The organism is Streptomyces sp. R28 (assembly GCF_041052385.1).
Taxonomy (GTDB): domain Bacteria; phylum Actinomycetota; class Actinomycetes; order Streptomycetales; family Streptomycetaceae; genus Streptomyces.
Genome location: NZ_CP163439.1, coordinates 9,812,371 through 9,837,989, shown reverse-complemented (window position 1 = coordinate 9,837,989; position 25,619 = coordinate 9,812,371). Strand labels below are relative to the sequence as shown.

General features: G+C 68.7%; 20 protein-coding genes and 1 pseudogene. 5 read left to right on the top strand and 16 right to left on the bottom strand.

Going from position 1 to position 25,619, the window contains the following annotated elements; genetic code table 11:
* Positions 1-90 precede the first annotated feature (90 nt).
* From AB5J49_RS43130 to AB5J49_RS43115, 4 genes are all read left to right on the top strand, one after another.
* Positions 91-1,002 carry a phytoene/squalene synthase family protein gene (locus AB5J49_RS43130; RefSeq protein ID WP_369174335.1) on the top strand — a complete coding sequence of 304 codons (912 nt, stop codon included), beginning with the start codon at positions 91-93 and terminating at the stop codon, positions 1,000-1,002.
* A gap of 339 nt (positions 1,003-1,341) precedes the next feature.
* Entirely contained in the window at positions 1,342-2,343 is a 1,002-nt protein-coding gene (locus tag AB5J49_RS43125) for a polyprenyl synthetase family protein (protein WP_369174334.1), read from the top strand.
* A 202-nt stretch (positions 2,344-2,545) separates the two neighbouring features.
* Positions 2,546-3,394 carry a hypothetical protein gene (locus tag AB5J49_RS43120; RefSeq protein WP_369174333.1) on the top strand — a complete coding sequence of 283 codons (849 nt, stop codon included), beginning with the start codon at positions 2,546-2,548 and terminating at the stop codon, positions 3,392-3,394.
* Positions 3,395-3,692: 298 nt separating this feature from the next.
* Positions 3,693-4,016 (top strand): hypothetical protein, encoded by a 324-nt coding sequence (locus tag AB5J49_RS43115; RefSeq protein ID WP_369174332.1) that lies wholly within the window; start codon positions 3,693-3,695, stop codon positions 4,014-4,016.
* Between the two features lie 10 nt (positions 4,017-4,026).
* Here the strand turns inward: AB5J49_RS43115 and AB5J49_RS43110 are convergent, their stop codons facing one another.
* The 9 genes from AB5J49_RS43110 to AB5J49_RS43070 form a co-directional block, all read right to left on the bottom strand.
* Positions 4,027-4,434, bottom strand: coding sequence for a hypothetical protein (locus AB5J49_RS43110; protein ID WP_369174331.1), 408 nt, complete (start codon positions 4,432-4,434; stop codon positions 4,027-4,029).
* Positions 4,431-6,572 (bottom strand): integrase, encoded by a 2,142-nt coding sequence (locus AB5J49_RS43105; protein ID WP_369174330.1) that lies wholly within the window; start codon positions 6,570-6,572, stop codon positions 4,431-4,433. The genes AB5J49_RS43110 and AB5J49_RS43105 overlap by 4 nt, the downstream gene beginning before the upstream one ends.
* Positions 6,569-8,302, bottom strand: a complete 1,734-nt coding sequence (locus AB5J49_RS43100) for a hypothetical protein (protein WP_369174329.1) — start codon at positions 8,300-8,302, stop codon at positions 6,569-6,571. The genes AB5J49_RS43105 and AB5J49_RS43100 overlap by 4 nt, the downstream gene beginning before the upstream one ends.
* Positions 8,299-8,469: a hypothetical protein gene (locus AB5J49_RS43095; RefSeq protein WP_369174328.1), complete on the bottom strand. Its 171-nt coding sequence runs from the start codon at positions 8,467-8,469 to the stop codon at positions 8,299-8,301. Before AB5J49_RS43095 ends, AB5J49_RS43100 begins: the two co-directional genes overlap by 4 nt.
* Positions 8,391-9,848 carry an integrase gene (locus tag AB5J49_RS43090; protein ID WP_369174327.1) on the bottom strand — a complete coding sequence of 486 codons (1,458 nt, stop codon included), beginning with the start codon at positions 9,846-9,848 and terminating at the stop codon, positions 8,391-8,393. Before AB5J49_RS43090 ends, AB5J49_RS43095 begins: the two co-directional genes overlap by 79 nt.
* A gap of 344 nt (positions 9,849-10,192) precedes the next feature.
* Complete coding sequence (locus AB5J49_RS43085; protein ID WP_369174326.1) at positions 10,193-11,224, bottom strand: hypothetical protein; 1,032 nt, start codon at positions 11,222-11,224, stop codon at positions 10,193-10,195.
* 407 nt (positions 11,225-11,631) lie between these two features.
* Positions 11,632-16,086, bottom strand: a complete 4,455-nt coding sequence (locus AB5J49_RS43080) for an amino acid adenylation domain-containing protein (protein ID WP_369174325.1) — start codon at positions 16,084-16,086, stop codon at positions 11,632-11,634.
* A 136-nt stretch (positions 16,087-16,222) separates the two neighbouring features.
* Positions 16,223-17,587, bottom strand: a complete 1,365-nt coding sequence (locus AB5J49_RS43075) for a cytochrome P450 (RefSeq protein WP_356546386.1) — start codon at positions 17,585-17,587, stop codon at positions 16,223-16,225.
* A gap of 72 nt (positions 17,588-17,659) precedes the next feature.
* Positions 17,660-17,977, bottom strand: coding sequence for a hypothetical protein (locus AB5J49_RS43070; RefSeq protein WP_369174324.1), 318 nt, complete (start codon positions 17,975-17,977; stop codon positions 17,660-17,662).
* A 581-nt stretch (positions 17,978-18,558) separates the two neighbouring features.
* On the opposite strand from AB5J49_RS43070, the gene AB5J49_RS43065 reads away from it, so the two are divergent.
* Positions 18,559-19,395, top strand: a complete 837-nt coding sequence (locus tag AB5J49_RS43065; protein WP_369174323.1) for a hypothetical protein — start codon at positions 18,559-18,561, stop codon at positions 19,393-19,395.
* Between the two features lie 543 nt (positions 19,396-19,938).
* Here the strand turns inward: AB5J49_RS43065 and AB5J49_RS43060 are convergent.
* From AB5J49_RS43060 to AB5J49_RS43030, 7 genes and pseudogenes are all read right to left on the bottom strand, one after another.
* Positions 19,939-20,253: pseudogene (locus AB5J49_RS43060) on the bottom strand (collagen binding domain-containing protein); the annotation flags it as partial.
* Positions 20,254-20,273: 20 nt separating this feature from the next.
* Positions 20,274-21,077 (bottom strand): DUF317 domain-containing protein, encoded by an 804-nt coding sequence (locus AB5J49_RS43055; RefSeq protein WP_369174322.1) that lies wholly within the window; start codon positions 21,075-21,077, stop codon positions 20,274-20,276.
* Between the two features lie 68 nt (positions 21,078-21,145).
* Positions 21,146-21,634 (bottom strand): hypothetical protein, encoded by a 489-nt coding sequence (locus AB5J49_RS43050; RefSeq protein ID WP_369174321.1) that lies wholly within the window; start codon positions 21,632-21,634, stop codon positions 21,146-21,148.
* A gap of 28 nt (positions 21,635-21,662) precedes the next feature.
* On the bottom strand, positions 21,663-22,526 hold the full coding sequence (locus tag AB5J49_RS43045; RefSeq protein WP_369174320.1) for a DUF317 domain-containing protein: 864 nt from the start codon (positions 22,524-22,526) through the stop codon (positions 21,663-21,665).
* 45 nt (positions 22,527-22,571) lie between these two features.
* Entirely contained in the window at positions 22,572-23,225 is a 654-nt protein-coding gene (locus AB5J49_RS43040) for an HAD family hydrolase (RefSeq protein WP_369174319.1), read from the bottom strand.
* A complete protein-coding gene (locus AB5J49_RS43035) occupies positions 23,222-24,385 on the bottom strand; it encodes an MFS transporter (protein ID WP_369174318.1) in 1,164 nt (387 codons plus the stop codon). The genes AB5J49_RS43040 and AB5J49_RS43035 overlap by 4 nt, the downstream gene beginning before the upstream one ends.
* A gap of 155 nt (positions 24,386-24,540) precedes the next feature.
* On the bottom strand, positions 24,541-25,404 hold the full coding sequence (locus AB5J49_RS43030; protein WP_369174317.1) for a hypothetical protein: 864 nt from the start codon (positions 25,402-25,404) through the stop codon (positions 24,541-24,543).
* Positions 25,405-25,619 lie beyond the last annotated feature (215 nt).

The window sequence follows — 25,619 nt, the reverse complement described above, 5'->3', positions numbered from 1 at the left end:
TACGTTCGGTACCTGTCCCATCACTGTGAGCGATCTACGTTGCAGGAGAGTTTTGTGCGGCTTTGGCGCCTTTGTCTAGATCTGAGTCAGGTGCGGGAGCGGCAGCTTCGAGCCGACTACACAGCCGCTGAGCGGTACCTGCGGCGCCGGGAGTTCGCCATGTGGGGTGCGGTGCGGTTGTTGACACCGCCCGGCTTCCAGCCGCACGCCATGGCTGGGGCGACCTTGCTCGCATTCACCGACGACATCTGCGATCGCGGCGCTCCACAAGGACGTCACCAGCGGTTCGAAGTGTGGGCGGGCCACGTTCGCAGAGCGCTGGATTCCGGGAGTTCCAGCCATCCGCTGCTGAGGGCGTATCTGCACTCCGCGCAGGTGTGCGGCCTGCCGCGCCGTTGGGCCGACACCTACATTGCCGGTACGCGGATCGACCTGCGATTTCCGGGCTTCGCCGACGAGGCCGACTACCAGCGCTACGTGGACACGTTGACCTGGCCGGGGCTGATGCTGAGCACGGGGCTGACACCGCATCTTGTCTCGGACGAGGACTTCGCCGCTTCCTGCCGCCTGGTCGCCGACGGGCTGCAGCGCGTCGACTTCCTGACCGACTTGGCCGAGGACCTGCGGGGCGGGCGTCTGACACTGCCTCTCGCCGACCTGGACCGGCACGGCGTCACACGCACCGCGCTCGAGGAAGGCCGGGACACTCCCGGGGTGAGGGCCCTGGTGGCGGTGACGGCCTCGGCGGCGCGTGACTCCCTGCTCCATGCACAGCGAGTGGTCGGCGAAGTACCGGCTGAGTACCGGCCGGTGGTGCGTTGCCTGCTGGGCCTGTACCACCACCGTCTGGACCGGGTCACGGCCCTGGGAGCCGCTGTCCTTCGTCGCCCGGTACGTGATGACCCGATGGAATGCCTGCGCCTGCTGGCTCAGTCCCGGCACCCCGTCCTGCCAGGACAAGCAGCACCGGCTGACATGGAAACCGGTACACCGTCGGCATGAACCTCCTCCCTAACCCTCTGATCAAGCCGCCGGCGTACTCGCGACGGCACCGGGGACGGCTCGGCACCTCGGCAATCGCCCCTGCACGCCCGGCGTGCTCATGTTCTCCTCCCGGCGGGCCGCGGCAGCGGCCCCAGCAGCCATGACTGCTCCGCCCTGCGCTCCCGCTCTCGCCGAAACCACGCCACGAACCCATCGCGGCGGACGAGGACGTACGCCGACCGGGAGCTGTAGCGGTCGTAACCGACCCCCACGCCCCGTCCCGACACTGAACCGGCCCAGCACACCGCCCGCCACCGCTCCCCGCCCACCTCTGTACCAGCCGGAAAGAATTCCACCGTGACCGAACTCGCGGTGCCACGCCAGCACACGGCAACGCACCCAGCACCCCATGAAGTCCGTGCCGCCATCGAGACCGAGATCACCACCCGCTGGCCGCAGGACGCCACCGGCCTCGACGCCATCCACCACTACGCGCTCAAACCACCGAGCAAACTACTGAGGCCGCTGCTGCTGTGCCACAGCGCACTCGTCTTCGGGGCAAGCCTGCACCGAGTCCTGCCGGCCGCCGTCGGCTTCGAGTCCGCCCACACCGGCAGCCTCCTGCACGACGACATCCTCGACAACGACCCGCTGCGCCGCGGCCGTCCCGCCGTCCACACCCGCTACGGCCCGGAGCAGGCGATCGTCGCCGGCAACGCCCTGTTCTTCACGCTGTTCGCGAACCTCGCCGAGTGCGGCCAGCGTGGCGTCAGCGACGACCGGATCCGCCAGGCCCTGGCCGTCCAGGCCCGGGCCGGCCAGGAAGTCTGCCGGGGAGCGGCACAAGAACTCACCCTCGCCGGAGCCTTCGACAGCGGAATCCCCGCCTACATGTCCATGGCCCGCCGCAAAACCGCCGTCATGCTCGCCGCCGCCTGCCAGGTCGGCGCGATCCTCGCCGGAGCCAGCCTTGACGAGCAGGAGAAGCTGGCCGCGTTCGGTGAGCACCTCGGACTCGCCTTCCAGATCCGCGACGACCTCCTCCCCTACGACGACGCATCCGGCCGCAGCGGCAAACCCGGCGACAGCGATCTGCGCAACCACCGACCCACCCTGCCCATCCTGCTCGCCCTGGACCTGGCAAACCCAGCCGATGAAAAGGCCCTGCGGCGCCTAATCACCGCCGCCACGTACACACCCGGCGCCCAGCAGAAGCTGGGCGTCCTGCTCAGGCGCTGCGGGGCTCTCACCAAGGCCCGACACACGGCCGACAGCCACGCCTCTTCAGCACGCGAGGCACTGACCTGGCTCCCTCCCGGCCCACACCTCGACGCCCTTGCCCAACTGGCCAAGGAGTGATCTTCCAGCCCGGTGTGTCCCGTCGTGGCAGTGATCTCCGGTCCACTAATGGGGTGGGGCGTGACAGCAGGCCACTGAAGTCGTTTGTGCGTATATGGAAGAAGATCAGGTGAGGCGTGCCCTGCGAAAGCGCTTGACGAGTTGGCCTGTTGGGGTCACGGAGCTCGCGGGCCGACGGCCACCCCACTCCGGCCGGGTGCCGATGACTTCTCGCGCGCGCACGGACCTGTTCTGGGCTACGGGGTTCTTGCTCGGGTCGACGGCAACGCTGCTTCTGGTCGATCCCCTGGTGGGGCCGGTGGGACAGTGGGTGCTCGGGCTGGCCCTGTCGCCGGGTCCGGTGGCGTGGCTGTGGCTTCGTGAGGACGCCTCGGTGCGTGCGCAGACGCTCGTTGCGCTCCTGGGCACCTGCACGGTGGAGCTGATGGCGACCCACGGTCTGGGCTGGTGGGAGTACCGGCTGGGCAATTTTCCCGGCTTCGTTCCCGGCGGCCATGTGACAGTGTTTCTCTCCAGCCTCGTCATCGCCCGATCCCTGGCACCGCGCCTGCCCCACCGCCTGATGATCGGTGCGACGTTCACGGTCGCGGGACTGTGGGCAGCTTGGGGGCTCTTTCTGAGCCCGCGCCTTGACGTCTTCGGCGCGTTCTGGTTCGTGGTGATGGTGGCGGCGTCCAGGCATGCAGTAATCGGGCCGCGTATCCCCTACGTCTTCATCGTCACCAGCTTTCTCGAGCTCACCGGCGTCCACTTCGGCGTGTGGGCCTACCAGCCCCACGACGTCACCGGCCTGCTGGCGATCGGCAACCCGCCCTCCGGCATCAGTGGCGCCTACGCCTTCATCGACTACCTCGCACTGCTCCTGGCCCCACTAATCCTGCATGCCTGGAACCACCGCCCGTCACTACACCGCCGTGTGACCTGGCCCCGTCAGCGAAGTGCCGCTTCGGCACCCGAACATGTGCCAACGATGGTGCAAGACAGCACGGCACCACATGCCCACACAGCAACACCGGAAGCCCCCGCTGACGCCAACCACCCCTGTAGATAGAAGCAGCCAGCGAGGGCGGCTGCGGCTCCGGGCCGCGACAACGCCGTCGGCATCACGACACCCTGGCCGCTCTCACCTCCAAGCTCCAGCACCGCATCGAGCTCGACGGCGTGCCGCGCCTGATAGTCGTGTTCGTGCAGACCGATTGGCAGGTTGGACTGCCTTCGACGTCGGGCAGCACGACGCCGCCCAGCGGCACTTCATCCAGGCTCTCCGCCTCGCCCGCGCCGGCGGCGACGTGCAGCTGGGCTGCTATCTCCTGACCACTTGGCGATGCAGTCCCTGAGCGCATTCGCGTTTGTCCGCGGACGCCGCCGAGATCTTCGGTGACCTGAAGAATCCCAAGATGGCCCTGACCTGGAACCAGCAGGCCGCCGCCATGCCGACCGGGGTGTTCACCCGCTCTGTCGGCATGCGGCTCGCCATCGTCGGAACCGCTCACCTGCAGGCGCGCGACCTGGAGCTCGGCAACCGGTCCGTCGACATCCTCGCCCGCGTCCAGTCAAGCCGGGCCAATGACTATGTCCGCGAGTTCAACACCGCCCTCGCCCCCTGGCGGCGCGAGCCGGCCGTGCGGGAGTTCATCCACCGGACCCGCAAAGAACTCGGCGTCGCCGCGTGACGGCCTCTTCTTAATCGCCGGACGGGCGGAACGGGATGACGTTGTCGGGAACAGGCTGGTCGTGGTTGTTGGGTTGCCGGAGGATGAGGACGGCTGCCGCGAGCGCCAGTTGCTCCGCTCGATGCCGGGACTTGGCCTCGGCAGCCCGGGAGTCCTTGAGAGCTTCCTTCAGGCGGACCACCTCTTTGCGAAGCCGCCTTTCGACCTCCGGCGTCTGGTGCGTTTCCATACGCACCCGCGCGAAGAACTCCTCCTTGAGGTCGGCGTGGCGCTTTTGCAGAGCCATGCGGTGGACACCAGCCTCTGCGGCGAGCGCGACCACTGTGAGACTGCCGTTGGAGCGGGTGGGCTGGCTGGCCAGGAGGCGGTCCATGGCCGCGCGGATGCGGGAGCGCTCGTCCTCGTGCTGCTGCTTCATGCGATGGCCTCCTCGGCGGACTGTGCGGCGGAGTCGTGGGCGTCGGCGAGAGCGCGGAAACGGTCGGCGGTCAGGCGAAGCCGGTCGCCCAGGGGCTGGGGCACGAGGGCCGCCCTCACATCGAGCCGATCAGCGTGCTCTCGCGCCGCCTGCGCGTGGCTGTCGGTGCGGACCGCGTTGCCGCAGCCGAGCTGGCAGGCGAACTGGTTGGGTGCCATCGCCCCGGGATCCGGGTCGCACAGGGCGGTGTCGCGCTTGAAGGCGCAGATGAGGAACGCGTCCGGGTTGTCGAAGAGTACGAGGCCGTCGCGCGCGAGGAACTTGGCGGCGGCCTTCGGGGTGGTCAGGGCGCCTTCGAAGCTGGGGATCGAGGTTGCTCCGATGAGAGCCCGTCGAGCGGCTGGACCGGAGATCTTCTCGCCGGCCGCCGCGGCGTCGCGCAGCCGCGCTGCGGTCTGCGCGGCGGCGAGAGCGGTCTCCACGTCGAGCTCCCCGTGGAACCCCCGACGCTCGCGGTTGCCATAGCCGGTGGAGGTGCGGGCGTCCAGGGCGGTGCGCATGTGTCCGTACTGGATGGCGAGGGCGACCAGACCGCCAGGGCGGCGGGCGATATGCCAAGCCAAAGTTCTGCGCAGACGGCTCAGTCCAAGGTTGCCGTGCGGGTCCTCCGGCACCATCTGGGCGGGCAGGCCCTGGGCGGTGGCCTCCTGGTTGATCCATGACACGAGATTCTCGAACCGGCGGGCCAGGCTGGCGCGCTTCAGCGCCCCGTGGTGCTTGCGCTGGCCGATGACATCGTGGTGGGTGGAGCTGAACAACAGCTCGCCCTTCGGGACGATGCGTTCCAGAACCCGGATGGCGTTCACCACCGGGGTGATCGCGACCCAGGGGACGGCGCGCTCCTCACCAGCGGAGATGTGGTGGCCGTCAGAGTCGCGGACGTTCTTGTAGTGGTGGGATCGGATCAGATGCCGCGGCATGGAGCCGTCCTCGTTGGGTTCCGGATCGGGGCAGCAGCCAGAGCGCAGCGATTGGGCCTCCTGGGGGCGCATCCCGGTCAAGTACAGGATCACGATGGCAGCGGCCGTGGCTAGGTGCCGTACCAGGATCGGCGTCTCCTCATAGTCCATAAACTCGCGCCAGGGCCGCCCCTCGATCCGGCCCGTCACCGGCACCTGCATCGGGCTGGGGCCGGGCCGCCGGGCGACGAGGGCACGGAGCCCTCGCCGAGTAGCGAAGTCGTGGACCTGGTTCCAGCTGGCTCCCGTGACCGCCGCTACATAGTGGTGGGCCAGGGTGATGCCGTGCTTTCGGCTCACGGTGGCGGGCAGGAGAGCTCCGGAATCGACCAGCGGCTGTAGATAGTTCTTGACGGCTGCCAGACCCCCTCGGGTGCTCGGAGTGGCCTTCACGCGGGCGTGCATGCGGCGGCGCTCGGCCCAGGCGGCCAGGATGTCGTCGGAGAAGTCCTCGACCAGGCGGATCGACCAGGTCAGCAAGGGGCCGATCACGGTCGGGTCCAGCGGCTCGGTTTTGTTCTCCCCGCCCGCCTCCCCCGTCGCGGCCGGCAGGTAATCGTCGACGCCCTCGCTCTCCCAGGGCGGCTGCGTAATGTCGCAGGGGCTGACGGACAGCTGGTCGAAGGCCCACAGGTCCGAGAGCCAGCGCAGAACCGTCAGGGCATGATCGCGAGTGCAGCCGCTGGTGCACTTGGCGGCGTACGCCTTCCAGTGCTCCACGGTGCAGTCGCTGAGCTGGGACACCTCTTGCCGGTCGAGCCAGCGCGCGAACTTCAACCACTGCAGGATGTTGTCGCGCATGCTGATCACGCCGTCGCGTCCCCGGTTCTGAAAGCCCCGTTCCTGTACGTAGGTGGGGCGCAGCTCGCCGTTGATCAGGACCCAGATGAGGCGCCTGTATTCGCTTCGCAGGGAGGCGGGGCACCTCCTTAAATTGATCTTGTGGATGCTGTCCCCGGGATTGTCGGTCAGCGGTCCCATCGACCAGACGTCGTCGCTGTAGCGGGAGTTGGGGTGAGTGTTGCCGGCGCTGATCCACCGGTCCAGGACCACCGGGCTCTCCGGCCCTGGCAGGGGAAGGATGTAGGGATCGGCCGCGAGGGTCAGAGCTGTCGTCACGGGGCGAGGTCTCCCTTGAGCAGGTGGTCGACGATCATTTGGTCGCGGTCGGTGATCCGGGCCAGAGCGGCGTCCCAGGTGCTCTCGTTGACCTTTGTCCGCAGGTCATCGAGTCGCTGGAGGTGTTCGTCCCATCGCTTTCGCCAGAGTTTCTCCGGCCAGCTGGAGCGGAGTGATATCAACTGGCGGCGCAGGAGCGCGAGGCGCGGGTGGTGGCCGGTGTGGACCCGAGAGTTCTCGCAGGACAGGCAGAGTAGGAAGTCGGCGCCGCAGCCGCCGCTTGGGTTCGGCCAGGGGCTGGTCTCCTCGTCCGCGCAGTCCGCGGTCGCGGTCTCCTGGTGGGTCGCGTCGGCCGCGTTCGCGAGGCGCCCCTTGAAGGTGTAGTCGCGGGCCTGTTCGAGGGCTTCCTCGGCGCCGGCCGCGATCACGTCCACGGCGGCTTGCTGGACGTTCTCGTCGGGCAGGACGTAGACGCTCTCGTGGGTGCCACGTTTGTGCTGCAGCGGCTTGCCCGTGGTGGTGACGGTGGTCCTGCGGGCGCGTTGGAAGGGCGAGCCGATCTTGTGAGTTCTCGCCCATACTCGTGCATCGGCCTTGGACACCCCGAAGCACAGCGGGCCGACGTTCCGGGGCCGGTCCAGGTTGGAGTCCACGTCAGTACGGCGCCGGTTGCGCGCGACCATCAGCAGGTCGTGGCCGGGTGACAGGGAGGCGGCCAGGGCTCGCCCGTGCTGCGTGGCTTCCAGGGCCTGGGTGATGAGCCGGCTGGGCGAGTCCGCGCCGGAGTCGGTGTGGTTCTCCGTGTTGAACCAGCGCCCCTCGCCCGAGCGGCGCTTCTCCACCAGGACCTCGTAGGTGACCGTGGCGGTTTCTCCTGCGGACGGGGTGGTGACGGGCACGTGCAGACGGTCGTAGACCGACAGATTCCAGCCGTAGCGGTCCGTCATCATCACGGCCAGGGCTGTCAGTTCCGCCCGGCTCAGGAACAGCCGGCCCGTGGTCTTCCCGCGGTTCTTTCCGCGCAGCAGCCCTTCGGCTCGGGTGCAGACCTGCCCACTTTTGTCCGGGTATCCGGGCAGTTCGCCCGTGGCGGCGATGTGCTCGAGGGCCGCCCCGATCCTCCAGTCACGGCTGTCTGGGGCCAGTGCACCCGCCCGGTAGCGGGCGAGCAGCGCGGTGTTCTCCCGGCTCCGCAGCAGCGCAGCCCGGAACTGCCGTTCGGCGACCAGCAGCACCTGATCGCGCTCCGACGGCCGGTAGGACTGCTTGGACGGCTTGCCCTTCTTCGGAACGGGGCGGGCCAGTTCCTCTGCAGCCAGGCCCTGCGTCAGCCGCGGCTCGCGCTTCAGCAGCGTACGCATCTTGCCCAGGGCCTCGCGCCCGCCTGGGGTGTCCTTGTGGTTGTTGCGCCAGAGCCGGAGCGTGGCAGAGGTGAGGTCCCTCAGATCCTCGGCCGGCTGGCCCTGGTCCTTGAGGAACCGGGCGAAGACCTCGATAGATCGCCAATATGACTCACCGCTCGCGTGGCTGTTCCACCCCATGGACTGCTCGGCGAACGCTCGCGCAAGGGAGCAGCGCATCGGCTGGGGCACGGCGATCGCGGCGAAGTCGAAGGCGCGCTCGAAGCCTTCCTTGTTCAGCACGGTGACCTGCAGTCCGTCGGCGGTTATCCGCTCGGTTGCTTGGAAGTCCGGCGGCGGCAGGACGGCTTTGCGTCCCCGCCCGCTCACGATGCCGCCGCGACGGGCAGGGCGTCGACCAGCAGCTCGATGTCCTGGATCCCGGAGGTTTCCCGGGCCAGTTGGGCGAACAGGCCGTTCAGATCCTTCGTCCCGTCCGTTTCGTCGTGCTCGTCCTCGGTGTCGAAGGCGAGGATCGACTCCAGCTGCAGATGCATGACCGGGTTGAGGTAGTGCTCCTTCGTCGTCTCGACGTCCCGGTGCCCCAACAAAGTTTCACCAGCCACCACGGATCGCCGTAGAGCTGAGCGAAGTCGCGCCGGTCCGCGGCGGTCAGCCCGTACTTCTTGTCCATGATCTCGTTCAGCACGATCAGCATGTAGAGCGCCATGGAGTGGCGCGCGGCATGCGGGGTCGCGTACGGGACCTTCCCCCGTACCGCAGCCGACCTCACTGGGCGCGGGATCTCTCGCTCCTCCGGCGTCAGCAGAGCTTCCTCGCACCGCTGGTTGGCCTGCCAGAACACTGTGTTCCATCGGTCCGGCAGCATCGGCATGCCCTGCTCGGTCAACCACAGCCACGCCGGCTCCGGGCCGTGTGGCCCCTCGACGAACAGCCACTGCCGCTCGCGCCAGTCCAGCAGTGTCAAGTCACGCCGGCCTGCCACGCCGTCCCGGTCCACCCAGTGCACGACCGGAGCCGGGCCGTGGGTCACTTTCGTGACCAGCCGCATCAGCGGCAGCGTCTCGTAGCGGCCCTCCTGCTGGGCACGCTGGATAGCCCACGTCCGCTCGGACTCGCTGTAGGCAGTGAGCTGGCGCACCGACTCGACCGAGGTGTAGTAGGTGCGGTCACGCTTCGACCGCGACAGGGCACGAGCTACCTGGCCATGGCAATAACGTCCAGACCGAAGGCGCCGGGTCGGCACTTCGAACGTCAGCATCGCCCCGGCTTCCTGCCGCCGCAGGCCCGAGCTGAGCGCCAGCCCCACGAACGAGGTGTTCCGCAGTTCGGTTCGTCCGTCCCAGCCAGGGACCGGTGCCCCGTCGCGGTCAAGTCCTCGCAGCCCCAGGTCTTGCCACAGACCCCAGGTCCGCGGCGTCAGCCACGACACCCGAGAGCTACGCGCGCTTGCCTCCCGGTCCGCGCGACGCCCCACGTCCAACGGGAGAGGACTCACCTTCGCCCATTTGTAGAGCTGGGTCAGCGCGGCTGCCTCCCGGTTCCACTTCGCTCCGCCGACTCGCTGTGGATTCAACGGCGAATCGACGCGGAATTCCTTGTACGCCCGCAAGTCCGCGTCGGTCGCCTCCCGCCAGTGAACGCCCCGCCGCCAAAGCCACGACAGCAGCAGACGAATATCCGTCGCGTAATTCCGACGTGATTCTCTCTCCAGGTCGCGGAAATCGGGCGAGAGAGCGAACTGCAGCAATTCTGCGTCCACGACGAAATCAGGCCGTACAAATACCGGGTCGCCCGGCCGAGGTCCCACCGCCTCCAAGGCAGCGGGCAGGTCGCGGACCCCCAGCACCCCCTCCTCCGGCAGCGGCCCCCACCGCTCCGGATCCGGCACGAACACCAGCCACCACTCGTCCATCTGGCACCCCCTGTGAGTCCCTTGAACTCACTCAATCATCAGGGAAGCACAAGTGGGGGAAGACGGCCGGACCCCGGGTGGTGAAGCGGATGCGGCCATACAGGCAGCCGCCGGTTCTGCGGACGGTTCTCGCGTGTTGCCGCTTGGTCGATGACGGTATCAGGGTGATGGGCACCCGAATGCTGAGTTCCGTCCAAGGCACCCTGCCCTTCGACGACTTGACCGAGATCCCCAACGCCTCCGACTGGTGCCAGCGGTGGCGTGGCCGACGGCACTCCTCTCTATGTCCGTCAGTCGACTCCGCAGCAGGTCCTCGACCACGCGGATTCGACCCGGCTGCAGGTTCACGGGGGCGTCAGGAGATCTTCCGCGTACTGCGGGGGACGATTGGGGCCCTGTAGCTCACCGCAGGAGAAGCGGATGGTGTCGGTACGGTCCCACAACTCCATCCCGGCGGGCCACGAGCCCTGGTCCCGGACGCAACGGAGAACAGCTTCCCGAATGGGGTGCGGTACGCAAGTCTCCTCCATGCGCTCCTGGAGTTCGCGGATCGCGGTCATGTGGTCTTCCACCCGGGAAGCAACCAGGTCGGACACGGCTGCAACAGCTTCATGCGGGCCGAGGCCATCGTGGTCTTGTAGAACAGTCACCAAGTTGATCGGATCGCCCTCGACGGTCTCCACAGGTAGCGAGTGGATGTCGTTGATCCAGCACATGATGTCGGTTGTGCTCTCAACGAGGGTCTGGAACGGAATGGAGCGGTAGAGGTCATCGGGGATTTCGGTCTGCTCCCCGATCTCCATCAGGTCGATGTGGGCATAGACGGTAGAGGCGTCCCGGCGCATCTGAACGTACTCGTTGACCGTCGGCGTTTTCCCGATCGCCCGGAACTTGTTCTCCTGCGACTGCCCGTCCAGCCACCGGCGCAGGTTCTCTTCGAATCTGGCTCCCCAGGCAATGGACATGCGGGGGAAAGTACGCCGGCACAGGTCAGATAGCGCCGCGACGAGAGGATGGCCGCTGTGCGGAGCGGAGCCGTGGGACGCCACCATCCGGCGAATGGCCCGCTGAAGCCAGCCATAGTCCTCCGCGCGGTCGTTGAGCATCGCGTAGTTCTGCTGGTCGTCAAAGAGGAAGAAGTACGTGTTCCACTCGACCATGAGCCTCAATGCGTCCAGGTCTGCAGTGGGGCAGGCGTAGGACATGAGGCGGCCGTAGCCGAGCGAGTGGAACTTGCTGCGCGTCGTTTCGCTGCGGAACAGACCGTACGACTCGGCCCATTCTTGGGCGAGAAGTTGGACTTGGGCGTGCTGGGGGTGCGCCATCGACCAGAAGGGCAGTGGGACGGCATAGTTTGGGCCACCGGTCTCGTCCAAAGCGCGTCCTTCGGGCCCTAGCGGCGGCACCCCGGCGCTGACAACCGGCTCCGAGTCCGAGTCCAAAGAGGCTGAGGTCATTTCACGTTCCTTCCCTGCATCAGTACTTGACCGGCTCGACCACCATCGGGCGTGGTCACGATTGGCCTCCGTCGTTGGCATCCGCGAGGGAGGGAACGTCCTCGAGGAGGGCATCGACAATCTGGTGTTCACATGGGGGTGCAGAGAGCGAAGGGAGCGGTGATGGACAGCACCCGCGGTCAGCAAGCCGCTCCGAGGCAGAACGCACCTCGCTGCTATCGGATAGAAGGGACCATTGCAGCGCAGCGGGCGGCTGGTGCGATGGCGGTCAAGTGATGCTCCTGAGATGAGGAGGTTACCTGGGACGATGGAGACAACTCGGGCTGTCAGTGGGCCGGACGCGAGGCGTGCGTGCGCCACAGGGCGGACAGCCAGGGGTCTGGTCCGACCAGTGCGCACAGGCGGGCGGTGTCGTCCTGGGGCGCTGCGTCGACCAGGGTGAGCAAGCGTTCGAGCAGGCGCTGCACGTAGTCGTTGGGGGCGCAGGCGGGGTCGTGCAGGGCGGCCAGGCGCAGGCGGGAGCCTTCTTCCCGGGCAAGGATCATCAGGTCGATCGGGGCCTGGGTGACGCCTCCGGGGAAGTCGTCACAGAGTTGGTCGGTGCGCACGGCCGTACATCCCTCCAGGCGGAGTGCGTCCGCGGGTGGCAGCATCTGGAAGAAGACGGACTGTGAGCGGCTGAAGGCGTCCTGGAGATCGGGGATCAGGGCGCACAGATGGGGCAGCGGTGCGCTGTTGTGTGCCAGCGCCTGGCGCAGGGTGGCCCCGGCCGCGGTGATCGCGTCCGCCACGTCCCACTGCTGGTTGACGGTGTGGCGCAGCAGGACGGCTTCGGTGTGGGGGGACACGGTGTATGCAAGTGGGCCGGGGCGGTCCGCGCTGACGCCGAGCAGGCGTACGTCCGGGTCTTCGGTGTCCAGGGCGATCAGCGTGCAGGTAAGGGCGTAGAGAGCCTGGGCCGGAGTGCAGTGATGGGCACGGGCCAGATGTTGGAACCGCTGGGCGGCTGCGGTGGGCACCAGCAGGCTATGGGCCCGGGTGGTGCCGGGCGTGGTTCCGGGGGTGGGCAGGGCAGTCGGGGGGATGAGCCGGACGGGCCGCATGCCGCTCGCTCGCTCGCTCCAGAAATGGATGTCTTCGGCCTGAGGAGCGGTGGAGGGCGTCGGCGCGAGCAGGGCCGGGGCCAGGATGTCGTGGCCGCGGGGGGATGCTTTCTGCGGCGTGGTCACGGTGTCCCGGTAGTGCTGGGCGATCTCGCGTTCGATCAGCGCCACGGACTGGGCGTCGGCGACCATGTGGTGGACGCGCAGGCACAGCAGATGCCGGTCGGCAGCCAGGACGAGGAGCTCTGCGGCGAAAACGCGCCCCTCGTGCAGGCTGAGTGGTTCGGCCTGGTGCAGTCGGTGCAAAACGCGTTGCGGGTCGGGTCCGGTGGCGGGTTCGACGTGCAGGAGGTCGGTACGAGACGGGCCGACCGTTTGGTGGCAGTCCGCCGGCAGGCCCTTCAGGCGCAGTGCGGCCCGCAGGGCGGGATGCCGGTTGACCACCGCGTCGACAGCCTCGCTCAGGGCTGCTGTATCTAGGGGGCCGACGATGCGGTAGTGCAGTTCCAGAGTGAAGTCCGCTCCGGCGACCAGTCCTCGTTGGAACTGCAGGTCAATGGCCCACATCAGCATCTGGGTTGTGTTCAGGGGAAGTTGCCCGCCCTCCGCCAGCCCCGACTCCCGCGTCGGCTCGCGGCCCGTCGTCGCGTCCGGGGTCGGATCGGTGTTCTGCGGCGGGGTGGACAGGAGGTCACCGACGACGCCGGCCATGCCGGACGGGGTCGGGGCGTCGAAAACGCATCGCGGCGGTAGGTGTACGCCGAGTCGTTCGCCCAGCAGGGCGGCGGTGCGGACAGCCAGCAGGGAGTCACCCCCCAGCTGGACGAAGTCATCGTGGGCACCGACCCGGTCCAGTCCGAGGACCTCGGCGAAGACCTCGGCGGCGGTGCGCTCCGCCCCGGTGGCCGGTGCCATGTAGGGGGTGGGAAGTACGGGCCGAACGCCCCTGGGCAGCGGCAGGGCCGTGAAGTCGGTCTTGCCCGCTGCGGTGAGGGGAAGTTCGGTCAGGACCATATAGTCCACGGGCTGTTCGTGGGCGGCCAATCGCGTGTGTGCGTGGGCCCTCACTTCGGGCAGCAGGTCCTCCTCGGCCAGGGCCGCCAGTCGTACGCGGAGCGGATCGCTGGTCAGCTCCGCTCTGTCATCGGCGGAGCGGGCGGGGGAGGGCCAGGCCAGGGGCCGCTCGGCGGCGTCCGGGGTGCCCGGGGGAAGGAACGCAGCATCGAAGGCGCCGTCGGGATGGGCGGACGCTCGCGAAAGACGCAGCGTCCAGCCCGCTTCATCTGCCAGTGCGTGCAGTTGCTCGGGGTGGACGGCCGCCTCCTCGGCGCGGGCCGCGAGGCCGCGCAGAGTGCCGGCGGTGTGGTCGCCGCCGTCCGCTGCCAGATGGGCGCGCAGGAGGAAGGCGCCTGCGGTACGGGCGTCGGGCACGGCCCTCACTCCGACCGGCCGTCCGGGCGCGAGCAGTGCGGCCACAGCGGGCAGTGTGCCCGGCCACGGAACCCAGTCCATGGCCAGCGGCGGCTCGGTGGCCGGTGGGGAGAGGACGGCGTCGTAGCGGAAGTCGTTCATCTCGTTGCGCCGCGCGCCGCGGCGGGGCCGGATTTCCACCTGCTGTCCGGGCGCGGCCTGCAAGAACCACGAGGGGGCGATGTGCAGTTGGGGGTCCAGGGCCACGCGCCTGCGCCACTGCTCGCGCAGCGCCGACAGAGGCGTGTGGTCGTCGGCCCCGGCGACCACCACGGCCGCGTGCAGCATGTCCTTGAGGCCGAGGTCCTTGACGTCGCCGAAGATCACGCGACCGGTGGGGTGCGCCGCGTCCAGGGCCGCGCGCAGCACTCGGGCGAGGTGGTCGGCGTCGGTGAAGTAGGGCGTCACCGAATTGCACAGCACGAGGTCGAAGCCGGCCGCCCCGGCGGTGTCGGCGGCGTCGCCCTGGCGGAGCTCGACATGGTCGAGCCCGAGCTGCTCCAGAGTCATGGCCAAGGCGTCGAGTGTGGCGGAGGAGACGTCGATGCCGACGACGCGGGAGCAGTCGCGGGCCAGGTGGGTGAGGACCAGGCCCGTGCCGCAGCCGAGGTCCAGCAGGGAGTTGGGACGACTGCTGCGGGCGAGGCGCACGCACTGGTCGACCCATTCGGTCATGTCCGCCTCGGGCAGGTCCTGTGCGGTGTAGCTGCTGGTCCAGCCGGTGTGCTCCCGTTCGTGGTCCAGACCGTCGATCAGCGTCCGCCAGGAGCGGCGCAATGACGCGGCGGCACGGTCCCGGTCCTGTGCGGGCACCAGGTAGGCGCACAGCCGTCCGTCGTGGGCGGCGACCACGGCGTCGCGGACTCGGGGATGGGTACGCAGAACCGCCGCGACGCCGTCCGGTTCCACCCGCAGCCCGCGGATCTTGGTCTGCCGGTCCAGGCGGCCCAGCACCTCCAGGCTGCCGTCCGGGCGGAACCGCCCGCGGTCGCCGGTGCGGTAGACGCGCCGGCCCGCCGCCGCGGCGCACGGCGCGAAGCGTTCCTGCGTCGACGCCGCATCGCCTGCGTACCCGTCGGCCAGCGTCGGACCGGCGATGCCGATCTCCCCCACCTTCCCCTCGTCCACGGCTCGGCCGTCCGGGGAGAGGACAAACAGGTCGACCCCGTCGATCGCGGTGCCGACGGTCACGGGGGCGCCTGGGCGCAACACCCCCGTCGCGCACCAGACCGCCGCCTCCGTGGGGCCGTATCCGTTGACCAACTCCACGTGCGGCAGCACCCGGTAGTGCTCGGCCACCAGATCCGGCGGGCATGCCTCCCCGGCCACCATGATCTGGTGCAGCGTGGGGGGACCTGACCGCACGTCGGCCAGCACCTGCCGGTAGAGCGAGGGCGTCAGCACGGTGTGACTGGCCTCCCCGCGTTCGAGGACCTCGGCCAGCCGCGCCACCGCCCTGCCCGGATCGGCGGGCAGGGCCAGGACCGTCCCGCCCGAGAGCAAGGTCCACCAGATACCCGCCAGGCAGGCGTCCACCGTCATGGGCGAGACCAGCGCCATGGTGGTGACGGGCACCGGGTACCGGCGTGCGTAGGCCCGCATCGCATGGGAGATCGCCCCGTGGCCGACCGTCACGGCCTTGGGCCGCCCCGATGTGCCCGAGGTGTGGACGACGTAGGCGGGGTCCGCCGGGTCCGGATCCGCAAAGCCGTCGATCGGCTGAGCGGCCAGCTCTTCGCGGACCTGCGGCAGATCAATGTCCAGACGTACCCCGCCGAAACCGATCGCGGAGCAGTGGTCACTCAAGGACACCAGCCATCGCGCGTCCATGTCGCGCAGCATGCCGGCCAGTAGCGCGTCCGGAAGGGCGGGATCCACTGGCATGTGGACCGCCCCCATACGCAAGGCGGCCACCTGGGCCACCACCGCGCGTACCCCGCGCGGCAGCGTGCACGCGACGCGGTCCCCCAGGCTCACACCAGCGGCGCGCAGCCGTTGGGCGAGTTGGAGCGACTCCCGCTCCAGCTGCGCGTAGGAGAGCGCCTCGTCTTCGTCCCGCACGGCCGGCGCGTCCGGAGTAAGTCGTGTCTGCCGGTTCAGCAGTGCGGTGAGCACAAGCGGAGGCAGTGTCCCGACTTGGTGCGCCGACCTGTTCCAGCCGCCAGAGGGGGAAGGAATACGAGTCGGGGGCAGGACGAGATCGTCCATGGACGTACCTCTCTACGGACGGGACAAGCAACGGAATCGGACATGTGCGGGAAAGAGTCCGGGAGGGCAGAGCAGGGGTCAGGCAAGCGGCCGCCGCGCGGGCACCACAGTCAGGCGGCCGGACCGGCGAACCGATTCAAGGCATGCCAGGGCTACGACGTGTGACACGCAGCCGCAGTTCGTGCGGCCGGATCACGATGTCCTTCGCGAATCGCACGGGCCTGTCGGTCTCAGGCTCGACATGCCAGCGGGCCACCACCGCAGCCAGCACAAGAGTCACCTCTGCCATGGCGAGGCCCTCGCCAATGCACTTGCGCGCGCCCAGCCCGAAGGGAATGAACCCGCCCAGCGGCACCTGCGGGGCGCGGTCATCGGCCCAACGATCGGGGTTGAACTGGTCCGGACGGGGATGAACAGCGTCGAGCCGCTGTACAAGGTACGGGCTGAACGCCACCGTCGTCCCGGCCAGGACATCGTGCTCACCGAGCCGCACGTCAGTAGTTGCCGTCCGGGTCAACAGCCACGCCAGCGGATACAGACGCAGCGTCTCACGCATCATGGCCCTCGTGAATTTCAGCGACACCAGATGCTCGAAGGCCGTCGGACCGCCGCCGGTGACCTCGCTCACCTCCTGCCACAATCGCCTCTGCACGTCCTGGTGACGGGCCAGCAGATGCATCGCCCACACCAGCAGATTCCCGGTCGTCTCCATCCCGGCGGTGAAGAAGGTGAGCACCTGGTCACTCACTTCCGAATCGGACAGGCTCCGCTCCCCCGCTGGACCGCCTCCGTTCGCAGCGTCTTCCGCCAGGAGCAAGGACAGCAGGCTGACCTCACCATCTCCTGCGACCCTGCGCCGAGCGATAACCTCGCCCAGGGTCCAGCGCAACCGCTGTCGCGCCTGCGCGTAGCGGTGGTTGCCGAAGAGAGGAAGGCCGCGCAAGGCCCGTGGCATGAGCGCCTGTCGGTAGATGCCCGCCGTGATGGTCGTCATGTCCGCGAGCGCGAGCTCCGTGAGGCGGCCGGGAAGGGAGCCGTCGAACATCGTGGCCACGATGGCCCGTGCCGAGATCGTCCGCATCTGGGCCGGGACGTCGATGCTCTGGCCGTCGCGCCATGACTCCACCACGTCCCGCACGTGCTCCGCGACGACATCGGCCAACAACGGGATCGTGCTCTTATGGAAAGCCGGTTGAAGCAGCCGGCGCTGCCGTCGGTGATCGCCAAAGGGACAGCTCAGCAGGCCGTTACCGGTCACTTCTCGCAACCGGTCGTACAGCACGCCGCCCTTGTCGAATACCTTGTCATGGACCAGCACTTGCCGAGTCAATTCTGGATCGCACACCAGGGCCGTCCGCTGTGGCCCCAACAGCACCTCGACCACGGGCCCGTGGCCGGACGCGGCACAAAGGAACGCGGCGGGATCACGCATAAACTGCACCGCATGTCCCAACACGGGCAACGCCCCCGGCATGCGTGGCAACGAGGTCGAAACGTCCAAGGCGAAACACGCCCCTCTCCGGCCGTACGGGTCTTGAGATCACAGAGAAGAGGGATGGCTGAAGCGGGCGCATCAAGCAGCCCGGCGAGCCCTCCACCCGCGCAGGGAGAGGCGGATGCCGACGAAGACCCTCGCTCCGGAAACCGAGCCCTTCTTCATGAAGATCTGCCCATCCAACCCGCCCCACACGTCATAGGTGCCGTCAGTGAGTTTCAAGGGAACTCCAATTTCGGCCGTAACAGCCTTGCTCACCACAGGATTTCCCCTCATCGGACAGACCAGACAGGAAAGATTCTTCCCAGTCACGAGACGGCTTGAAATGCACGACCAGATTCGAACGCGGGTGACGACTTCAAACTCCTCGACGAGGCAGGCCACAACCCACTGCACGACAGGAAACACTCGCCTCCCGGACCTCACTCGCCCCCGCGCTGTCGTCGCGCATCCGGCGCGCCATGCGTAGACGAGACAGCTCGTAGTACTCCGCGACTCTCGACAGCTCACCCCGCGTCTCACAAGAGCCTGGTCACCGATGCCGCGCCAGGCCGTAATCGGCGGTGCAGACGCTCGAGTCCACCGCTCGGTGTCTGTCAGCCAGCGCTCCAGTCGTCGCGACGCTGAGCCTGCCCGAAATGACGGGCGCGAGGCAGCAGCCGGGCCAAGCGTTCAAGGCACTGGAAGACCTCGCCCGCGCCTACGCCCTCGTGACCACCAGCACCCCCGCCATCTCGGCAATCACCGCATCCGGGCTGCCCCGCTCTCCCCCCTATGCCAACGCGCCCCGAGAACACCGGCAACGGCCGCCACCCACCACTGGAACTGGGCGCAATCGAGCGCAGTCGGATCTGGGGGTCCGAGTAGTAGCTGCACCCGAGCGAGAAGTTGACTGACACCAGTTCGAGGCTCCCCCAGAAAGATCGAATCCGTGCGTGAAAGCGCATGGGACATGGGCGCAGGTGGAGAGCCTTGCGATGCCCGAACCGATCTTCAGGGAGCTATCCATGAAAATCATTCCATCTTCCAGGCCAAGGTGCGCGGTTCTGGTGTCTGCGATGGCGGCCGCGTCATTGCTGTCACCGGGTACCACGTCCGCGGCACCTGCCGCTCAGGTGCGGACGTATGCCTCAGCCGGCGAGCACACCTTCACCGTGCCGCAGGGCGTCAGCCATATCAGCATCGTGGCTCTGGGCGGCGGTGCAGGAGGAGGTGGAGGCGGAGGAAATGACGGTGGGTCCCTGACCGGTGGCGGAGGCGGAGGAGGCGGCAGCTCGGCCGTGGTGTCGTGTCGCATCACCGTCGCGGACGGGTCGAAGATCTCCCTCACAGTCGGCAGCGGCGGAAAGGGAGGCCAGGGCGGAAGCGACCGGAACGGTGACTGGGGTAAGAACGGCTCCGACACCACCGTCAGTATCGGCGGAGTCACCCTGGCATCCGCCGAGCACGGCTGGGAGGCAGGTGGCGGCAATGCGTCCAATTTCTTCGGGAGCGGCCACGGCGGCCGCGCAGGAGGGGGCGGCGGCGCGGAGGCAAGCCGGTGCGTGGGCACCGACCTCACCATCACCCCGGGCAACGGCGGCCAGGGTGGCCACGACGGATCTCGCAACGTTCGCGGTTGGGGCGGCGATGGCGGCACGCCCGCGCGGTGGCCCGACAGCTGCCCAACCGCCGGCGTGGGCGGCCTCGGAGGAATTGGCGCCGGCCCTGCCGGCGCGTCCAACCCCGGCAAGCAGCGGCCTTCCACTCCCGGCTACGCAGGGAACAATGGATGCGTGGTTCTGACCTACACCACGGACGCCAGTTCCTCCTGACGCCGCGGGCCAACGTCGCGTGTCCGCACGATCCTGCCGGGGCCGTGTGGCGGGAGACGTGGCATGAGTGCCCCACCGGGTCCGGGCCGATGGACAGTCCGATGCTGTCTTTCTCCCTGGCGACCGGGACTGGCAGGCCCAGATCCTGCGGGGCCAAGGCCCCAACCGTTCTTGAGCTAGCTCGGGGCGGTTGACGAGATCCCGTCCGATCGGTTGATCGGGCGGGATCTTTGCATGTGCTGGTGACCTGTCGCAGGGAAGGTTGAGCGTTCTCAGCGACTCCACAAGGCACCACGAAACGACTCCCGTTTAGACCTTCACAGCCAGGGTGCCATCGCACGGCACGAAGGCGGTGAAGGCACAACGGCTGAGTAAATTGGGGTTCTTCTACTTGAGCTCGGGCGACGTGGCTGCCACTGCCCCGGCTGCAGCACTCGGTTCGGCGGGCCCGGACAAACCCTGGCCCGCCCAGTGCGGCTATGGTCGTACCACCCGTCGGTTCGGCTTCGAGCCCCCTTCGGAAAACGCGAACTCACGGCCCTTGGCTGTCTCCTTGAGCCGGTAGACGCCCGGTGCGAGGTCGGGGAAGGTCAGCTTCCCCTGTGCGTCGGTCTTCCCGCGTCCGGCTTCTTGGCCGGCGGAGTCGAGCAGCAGGAACGCGGCGCCGTGGAGCGCGTCCCCGGCGGGGTCCTGGGTGGTGATCTCGACGCTGCCCTCGTCCGGGACCGGTGTCTCGGTGAGGGCGGCGGACGCGGAGGGGGTCGGTTCGGCGGGCTGGGCGCTCGCGGCCGGCGCCCAGGTGAGGGTGCCGGTCACCGCGACGGCGATGGCGGTGGATCGGACGAAACGTGCGTGCACGAGCAGGAGGACTCCTTGGATCAGGGGGCGGGGAAGGTCATCGGGTTCGGCCAGAGACCGGGGTGGGAGGCGGCGGGGGCAACAGGTGTGGTGCCGTGCGGCTGTTTGCCTGTCGGGGTGGCGACGTAGAGGGCGCGGCGGGTGTGGAGGGGGACGTCCTTCACGGCGCGGTGCAGTGGCTCGGTGGAGATCAGCGAGGCGGTGAAGGCCGCGACGAGCGTGGTGGGTGTGCCGGACCAGAAGTGTGCCCTCCAGTGCGGCTCGGTCGGGGACCCGCCCCAGGCTCGCCAAGCCGGCTCGCGGGAGCTGCTGTTGGCGTAGCGGTGGCGTACGCCGCCGAGTCCTTCCGGGGTGAGGAATGTCTGTGTGCCGTCGGTCTTGACGTCGTGGCTCCAGCCGCGGGTGAGCAGCGGCGTGTACGCCTCGTGCGGCGCGGTCTCGTCCTGCATCAGCCGGTCCCTGTCACTGTGCTGATCTTCGAGGTAGAGGTCGAGTAGCTCGGTGTGGACGTCGTGCAGTAGCTCGACGGGGGTGGTGGCGTCGAAGGTGATCTGCCAGGTCGGCGGGGTGAACGGGGCCTGGTGCGCGTTGATGGTCCACGTGCCCTTGCCGATCTGGTCGGGCTTGGGATCGTAGGTGGTCTGCAGCCGCAGGCACGGGCTGAACGCGGTGGCGGTGCCAGCGTCGGTCTGGGCGAACGACCAGCCGTCGTCAAAGGGGAAGGCCCATACGGTGCGGGGGTCGATGGCGCCGGCTCCGGCGAGGTGCCGGGGAAGCACCTGCACGGTCTGGCCTGGGTCGAGGTTCTCCAAGGGGTGGGTCATCACGGGCAGAGCTCCTGCGGGAAAGTCGGGAGAGTGTGGACGCCGGGGCCGGCGGGTGTGGGCGCGGCTCAGCGGGCGCGGGGGCCAGTACGCGTGGCGGGCACGACGGGAGACGTGTGCTGGGTCCGGCCCGCCGTACGGCTGGGCGCGGATGCGGTCCAAGCGCCGGGGAACCAGACGGCGGTGTACTGCTCGATGGCATTGCGTAGCCCGGTGAAATCGGCGCCGTCCCACGGTGGCCGGCCGGGACGGTGGTACTTGCCGAACGTGCCGTACCCGCTGGCGTTGGGGCTGGTGTTGAGGGCTTCGTCGCGGCGGTGGAAGGTGCCTTGGTCCACGAAGCCGAGCACCACGACGTCGATCTCCCCGCGGTCGGGGTGGACGACGGCCAGGCGCAGGCCGCCGTAGGTGTCCGCGTAGATGGTGCGGCTGAAGTCAATCCGCAGCCGCAGGGGCGTGCCCGGAACCGGGGCAGCGTAGTACGTGTTGCCTACGACGGCGTGGTCGTGGAAGGGAAGGCCAAGCTCGGCGAAGAACTCAGGGGCCTGCAGGGACACGGAGTTTCCGGTCGGGGTCGGGGTGGCGTCAGCGGCGTGGGCCGGGCAGGGCCGGCCGGCTGGTGGTGCTCCAGCGCGGGACGCTGGCCGCGGGCAGCGCTGCCGGGCGGCGGGAGGCGGCGGCCCGCTGCACGTCGAGCGGTGTCGGTGCCGTCGGTTCGGGCGGGAGGATCGGGGTGAGCTGGGCCATGCCCTTGATGTAGCTGAAGGTGTTCTCGCGCCACCGGGGCAGTGGGGCCGGGTCGGCAACGCTCTGGGTGACGGCGGTGAGCAGGGCGACGGGAGTGTCAGTGCTGGCGGTCGCGTACCAGACGGGCCGGTCGATGGACGTGCCCGCCCACAGCTGCCATCGGGCGTCCCGCGTCGTCAGTTCGGCTTCCGGATCGAGGTCTCCGGTGGTGAACTCCATGCCGGCGAGTCCGTCCGGGGCCTGGACGGCGTAGACGCCCCAGCGCGGGCGGTCGATCTCCCAGCCCTGTTTCAGGAGCGGCACGACGGCGAGGAAAGGATCGTGCTCGTCGTCCCCGGAGACCGGCCGGGCGAGGTAGGCGTCCGGCCCCTGCTCGTACGCCGTGGCGAGGACGGTGGTGAACGCCTGGACGAACTCGGTGGGGACGCGGTCGTTGAAACAGACGCCCCATGCCGGCGGGCCGAACGAGTCCTTGTAGGCGTTGATACGCCAGAGCCCGTCGTCCTCACCCTCGGGCAGGTATCCCAGGCGAATGCGCCGGTCGGGAGCGCTCAGGTACACGTTGGAGTCCTCGTCGTACCGGAGGTCCCAGCCGAGGTCGAGGAGAGGGGCGAGGGCGGGATCGCCGGTCCCGGTGGTGGAGGCGAGATGGCGGGGGGGGGAGACGTAGACGTCGCCGTCGATCTCTTCGGTGTCGGGCACGAAGGTCCTGGGGTCGGGGCACTGGTGGGTTGCGTGGCATGCGGGTCAGGAACGGGAGTTGCTGACCGGGAAGGGCAGCAACTGCTGTTGCAGATCTGCGAGTTGGCCGGTGTAGTGCAGGGTGCGCAGGCCCAGCTCTGCGGCGGCCTGGCAGTTGTCTTCTCGGTCGTCGACGAACAGCACGCGTGACGGGTCGTCGACGCCAGTGGCGGCCAGGGCTTGTTCGTACGCGGCCGGATCGGGTTTGCACAGGCCCAGGCGGGCGGAGTACAGGGCGTCGTCGATCAGCTCGCGTCGCCAGTCGGTGGCGTCCAGGACGGTGCTGAGGTGGGCCGGGGCGTTGGAGAGCAGCACCATGGGCAGCCCCGTGGCTCGGGCGCCGTACAGGGCGTCGAGGACGAAGGGGTCGGTGCGGGTCCACATGGCGGTGTCGGCGGCGATCAGGGTGCGCAGCCAGCGTGGGCCGGGGTGGTGTCCGAGCACCTTTGCCCAGTAGGCGAGATCGCTCAACTCCCCTGCGTCATAGGCGTTTCGCGGAGTCCAGAAGGCGTCCTGGAAGGAGGGGATGTGCCGGTGGGGCCACTCGGCGAGGTCGGCGAGGCGGGTCCACATGGCTGGGGCGGGCTGTCGTCCCAGAACGCCGTTGTAGTCGAGGATCACGGCGTCCACGCCGGTCGGGGAGGCGGATGTGCGGGTCAAGGGGTGGGCTTCTCCAGGGCTTTGGGGGCGAGGGCGGCGACGGCTGCGGCGAGGAGGGCGGGCAGCAGCAGCGCGTGCGGCAGGGCGGTGACGGTGGCGAGGGCGCCGATGACGGCGGGTCCGGCGAGCAGGCCGACGTAGCCGGTGACCGCGACGGTGGCGACCGCGCGGGGTCCGCCCTGTCCGGCGGCGGTGATCAGGCTGGGGATGGTGACGGACAGCCCCAGACCGAAGGCCGCCCAGCCCAGCAGGGCGAAGGCGATGGTCGAGCCGGCCAGACCGGTGGCGAGGCCGAGCGCGGCCACCGCGGCACCAGTGCGGACGGCGGCGGGAGCGCCGAAGCGGGCGGTGAGCCGGTCGCCGGCGAGGCGGCCTGCGGCCATGGCGGCGCTGTAGGCGGCGTACGCCGCGGCGCTGGTCGCGGCCGTCGCGCCGAGGTCGTGCAGGTGGACGGAGGCCCAGTCGGCGGCGGCTCCTTCGCCGAGCAGGGTGGCAGCGGCCAGCGCGCCCAGCAGCCACAATCGGCGCCGGGACAATCTCCTCTGCTCGTCCGGGTCCAGTGCGGCACCGTGGTGGACGGGCGCGAGTGCAGGGCTGGCGACGGTGTGGGTGAGCCGCGTGGTAGCGCCTGCCGCCGCAGCGGCGCAAGCTGCCACGACGGCAAACAGAAGGGTGTGTGATGTGTGGGCGGTGATGGCGGCCAGTGCGGCACCGGTGAGGGCGCCGAGGCTGTAACTCGCGTGCAGCCGCCCCATGATGGGGCGGGCGTGGGCGTCCTGGCAGCGGACGGCTGCGGCATTGGCCGCGACGTCGAGGACGCCGTGCGCGGCGCCGAAGACGAGCGCCGCCACCAACAGGCTCTCCAGGCTGCGGCAGACCCCGACGGCGGCAAGGCAGGCGGCGAGAGCAATGGCACCGCAGGTCAGAAGCACGGGGAAGCGGGCCGGGTGGGCGAGACGTCCGCCCGCCTGAAGTCCGGCGACCATGCCGAGGGCGGCGGCCAGCAACACCAGGGCGAGCCCGGCGGTGCTCAGATCGGCGGTGTGCTGGACGGCGGGCATGCGTGCGCCCCAGACGGCCATCACCACGCCCATGCCGGCGAAATAGCCGGTCAGCAGGCGGCGGCTGCGCACCAGCTCGGGCGCCGCGGTCTGCTTCACGCGGAGTGCTCCCCGGTGGCCGGGGCCGTCTGCACGGCGGCCACTTGGACGTCGAGGTTGCGGTACGCCTCCTGGGCTCGGGCCTGGGCGATGGTGGCGGTCGGCCCGGTGGTGATCAGATAGCCGATGCGGGCGGTATACAGGTCGCCGCCGTCTTACGAAGGGGCGGTCTGCAGGGCGAGCGCGAGCGCCCTGGCCTTTTCGGGAGTGACCAGAGCGCTGCGGATCAGGACTTGTTGCGCGGCCTCATAGCTCGTGTCGTCGGAGCTCTCCCAGACCGTGACCCACCCGTCGCTTGCCAGGAGACGCTCACTGAAGTGCTGGCTGTTCAACCGCCAGATCCAGTCGGGTCTTGGTGAGTCGTTTGGTCCCTGGAAGACGCTTTGGGGCGAGGGGTCTCGCCGGTCGGCAAGCCATCTGCCGTCGTCGCGCGTGAGTAGGAAGTCACCGAGCCAGTCGGTGAACAGGTCTGTGTCCGCCTCGCTGTCCTGGTACACGGGATGCGTCTTCAGCAGTTCCCCGGCGAGTGTCCACACGGCGTGGGTGGAGAGATAAAAGTCTAGATCGTCGGCGTCCGGCCAGGTCGTATGGTGGGCGAAGGTGCTTCCTTCCCTGTACAACTTGAGCGCGTAGCGCGGGTCGTCCTCATGTAGGCCACGACAGGCGAGCTGCCAGGTGGCCGTGATGGTGTGCCCGACGAGTCGCAGGACCGTCTCCTCTGAGATCCCGAAAGCCTCCCCTAGCGGTTTGCACCAGCGGTCTTTGAAGTCCCAGTCGAACCGGAAATCGCTCGGCTCAAGTGCGAGGGATCCCTCATCCGCGTCACTCGGTTCCCTTGCCCTGCGTTCAGCCCATGACTGGCTGACAACATTCTTCGGTCTGTTGATGCTGCGCACGATGTCGAGTTCGTCTGCTGTCAGACTTCCGTAGCCGGAAGAGGCCAGGGCGAGGCAGATCACTTTCGCGCTTTCCTGCATCACGACATGCGGTTCGTCATCGAAGACGACCTTACGCAGCAACGGCTCGAATTCGATCAGTCCTTGATGCGTTGCCGTGTTCTGAGCGGCGCGTGCAAGGGCGAAGAGCAGCCATTGGAGGGCGTGTCGGTCATAGAAAGGCAGACGGGCATCGTGGAACGAGGTGACGTCAAGAGTGCCCAGCGCGAAGCGCTGCAGCGCGTCGAGTTCTTCTTTGCAACCGAGCTCGGCGAGGAGTCGGACGCAGTGCGCCGCCC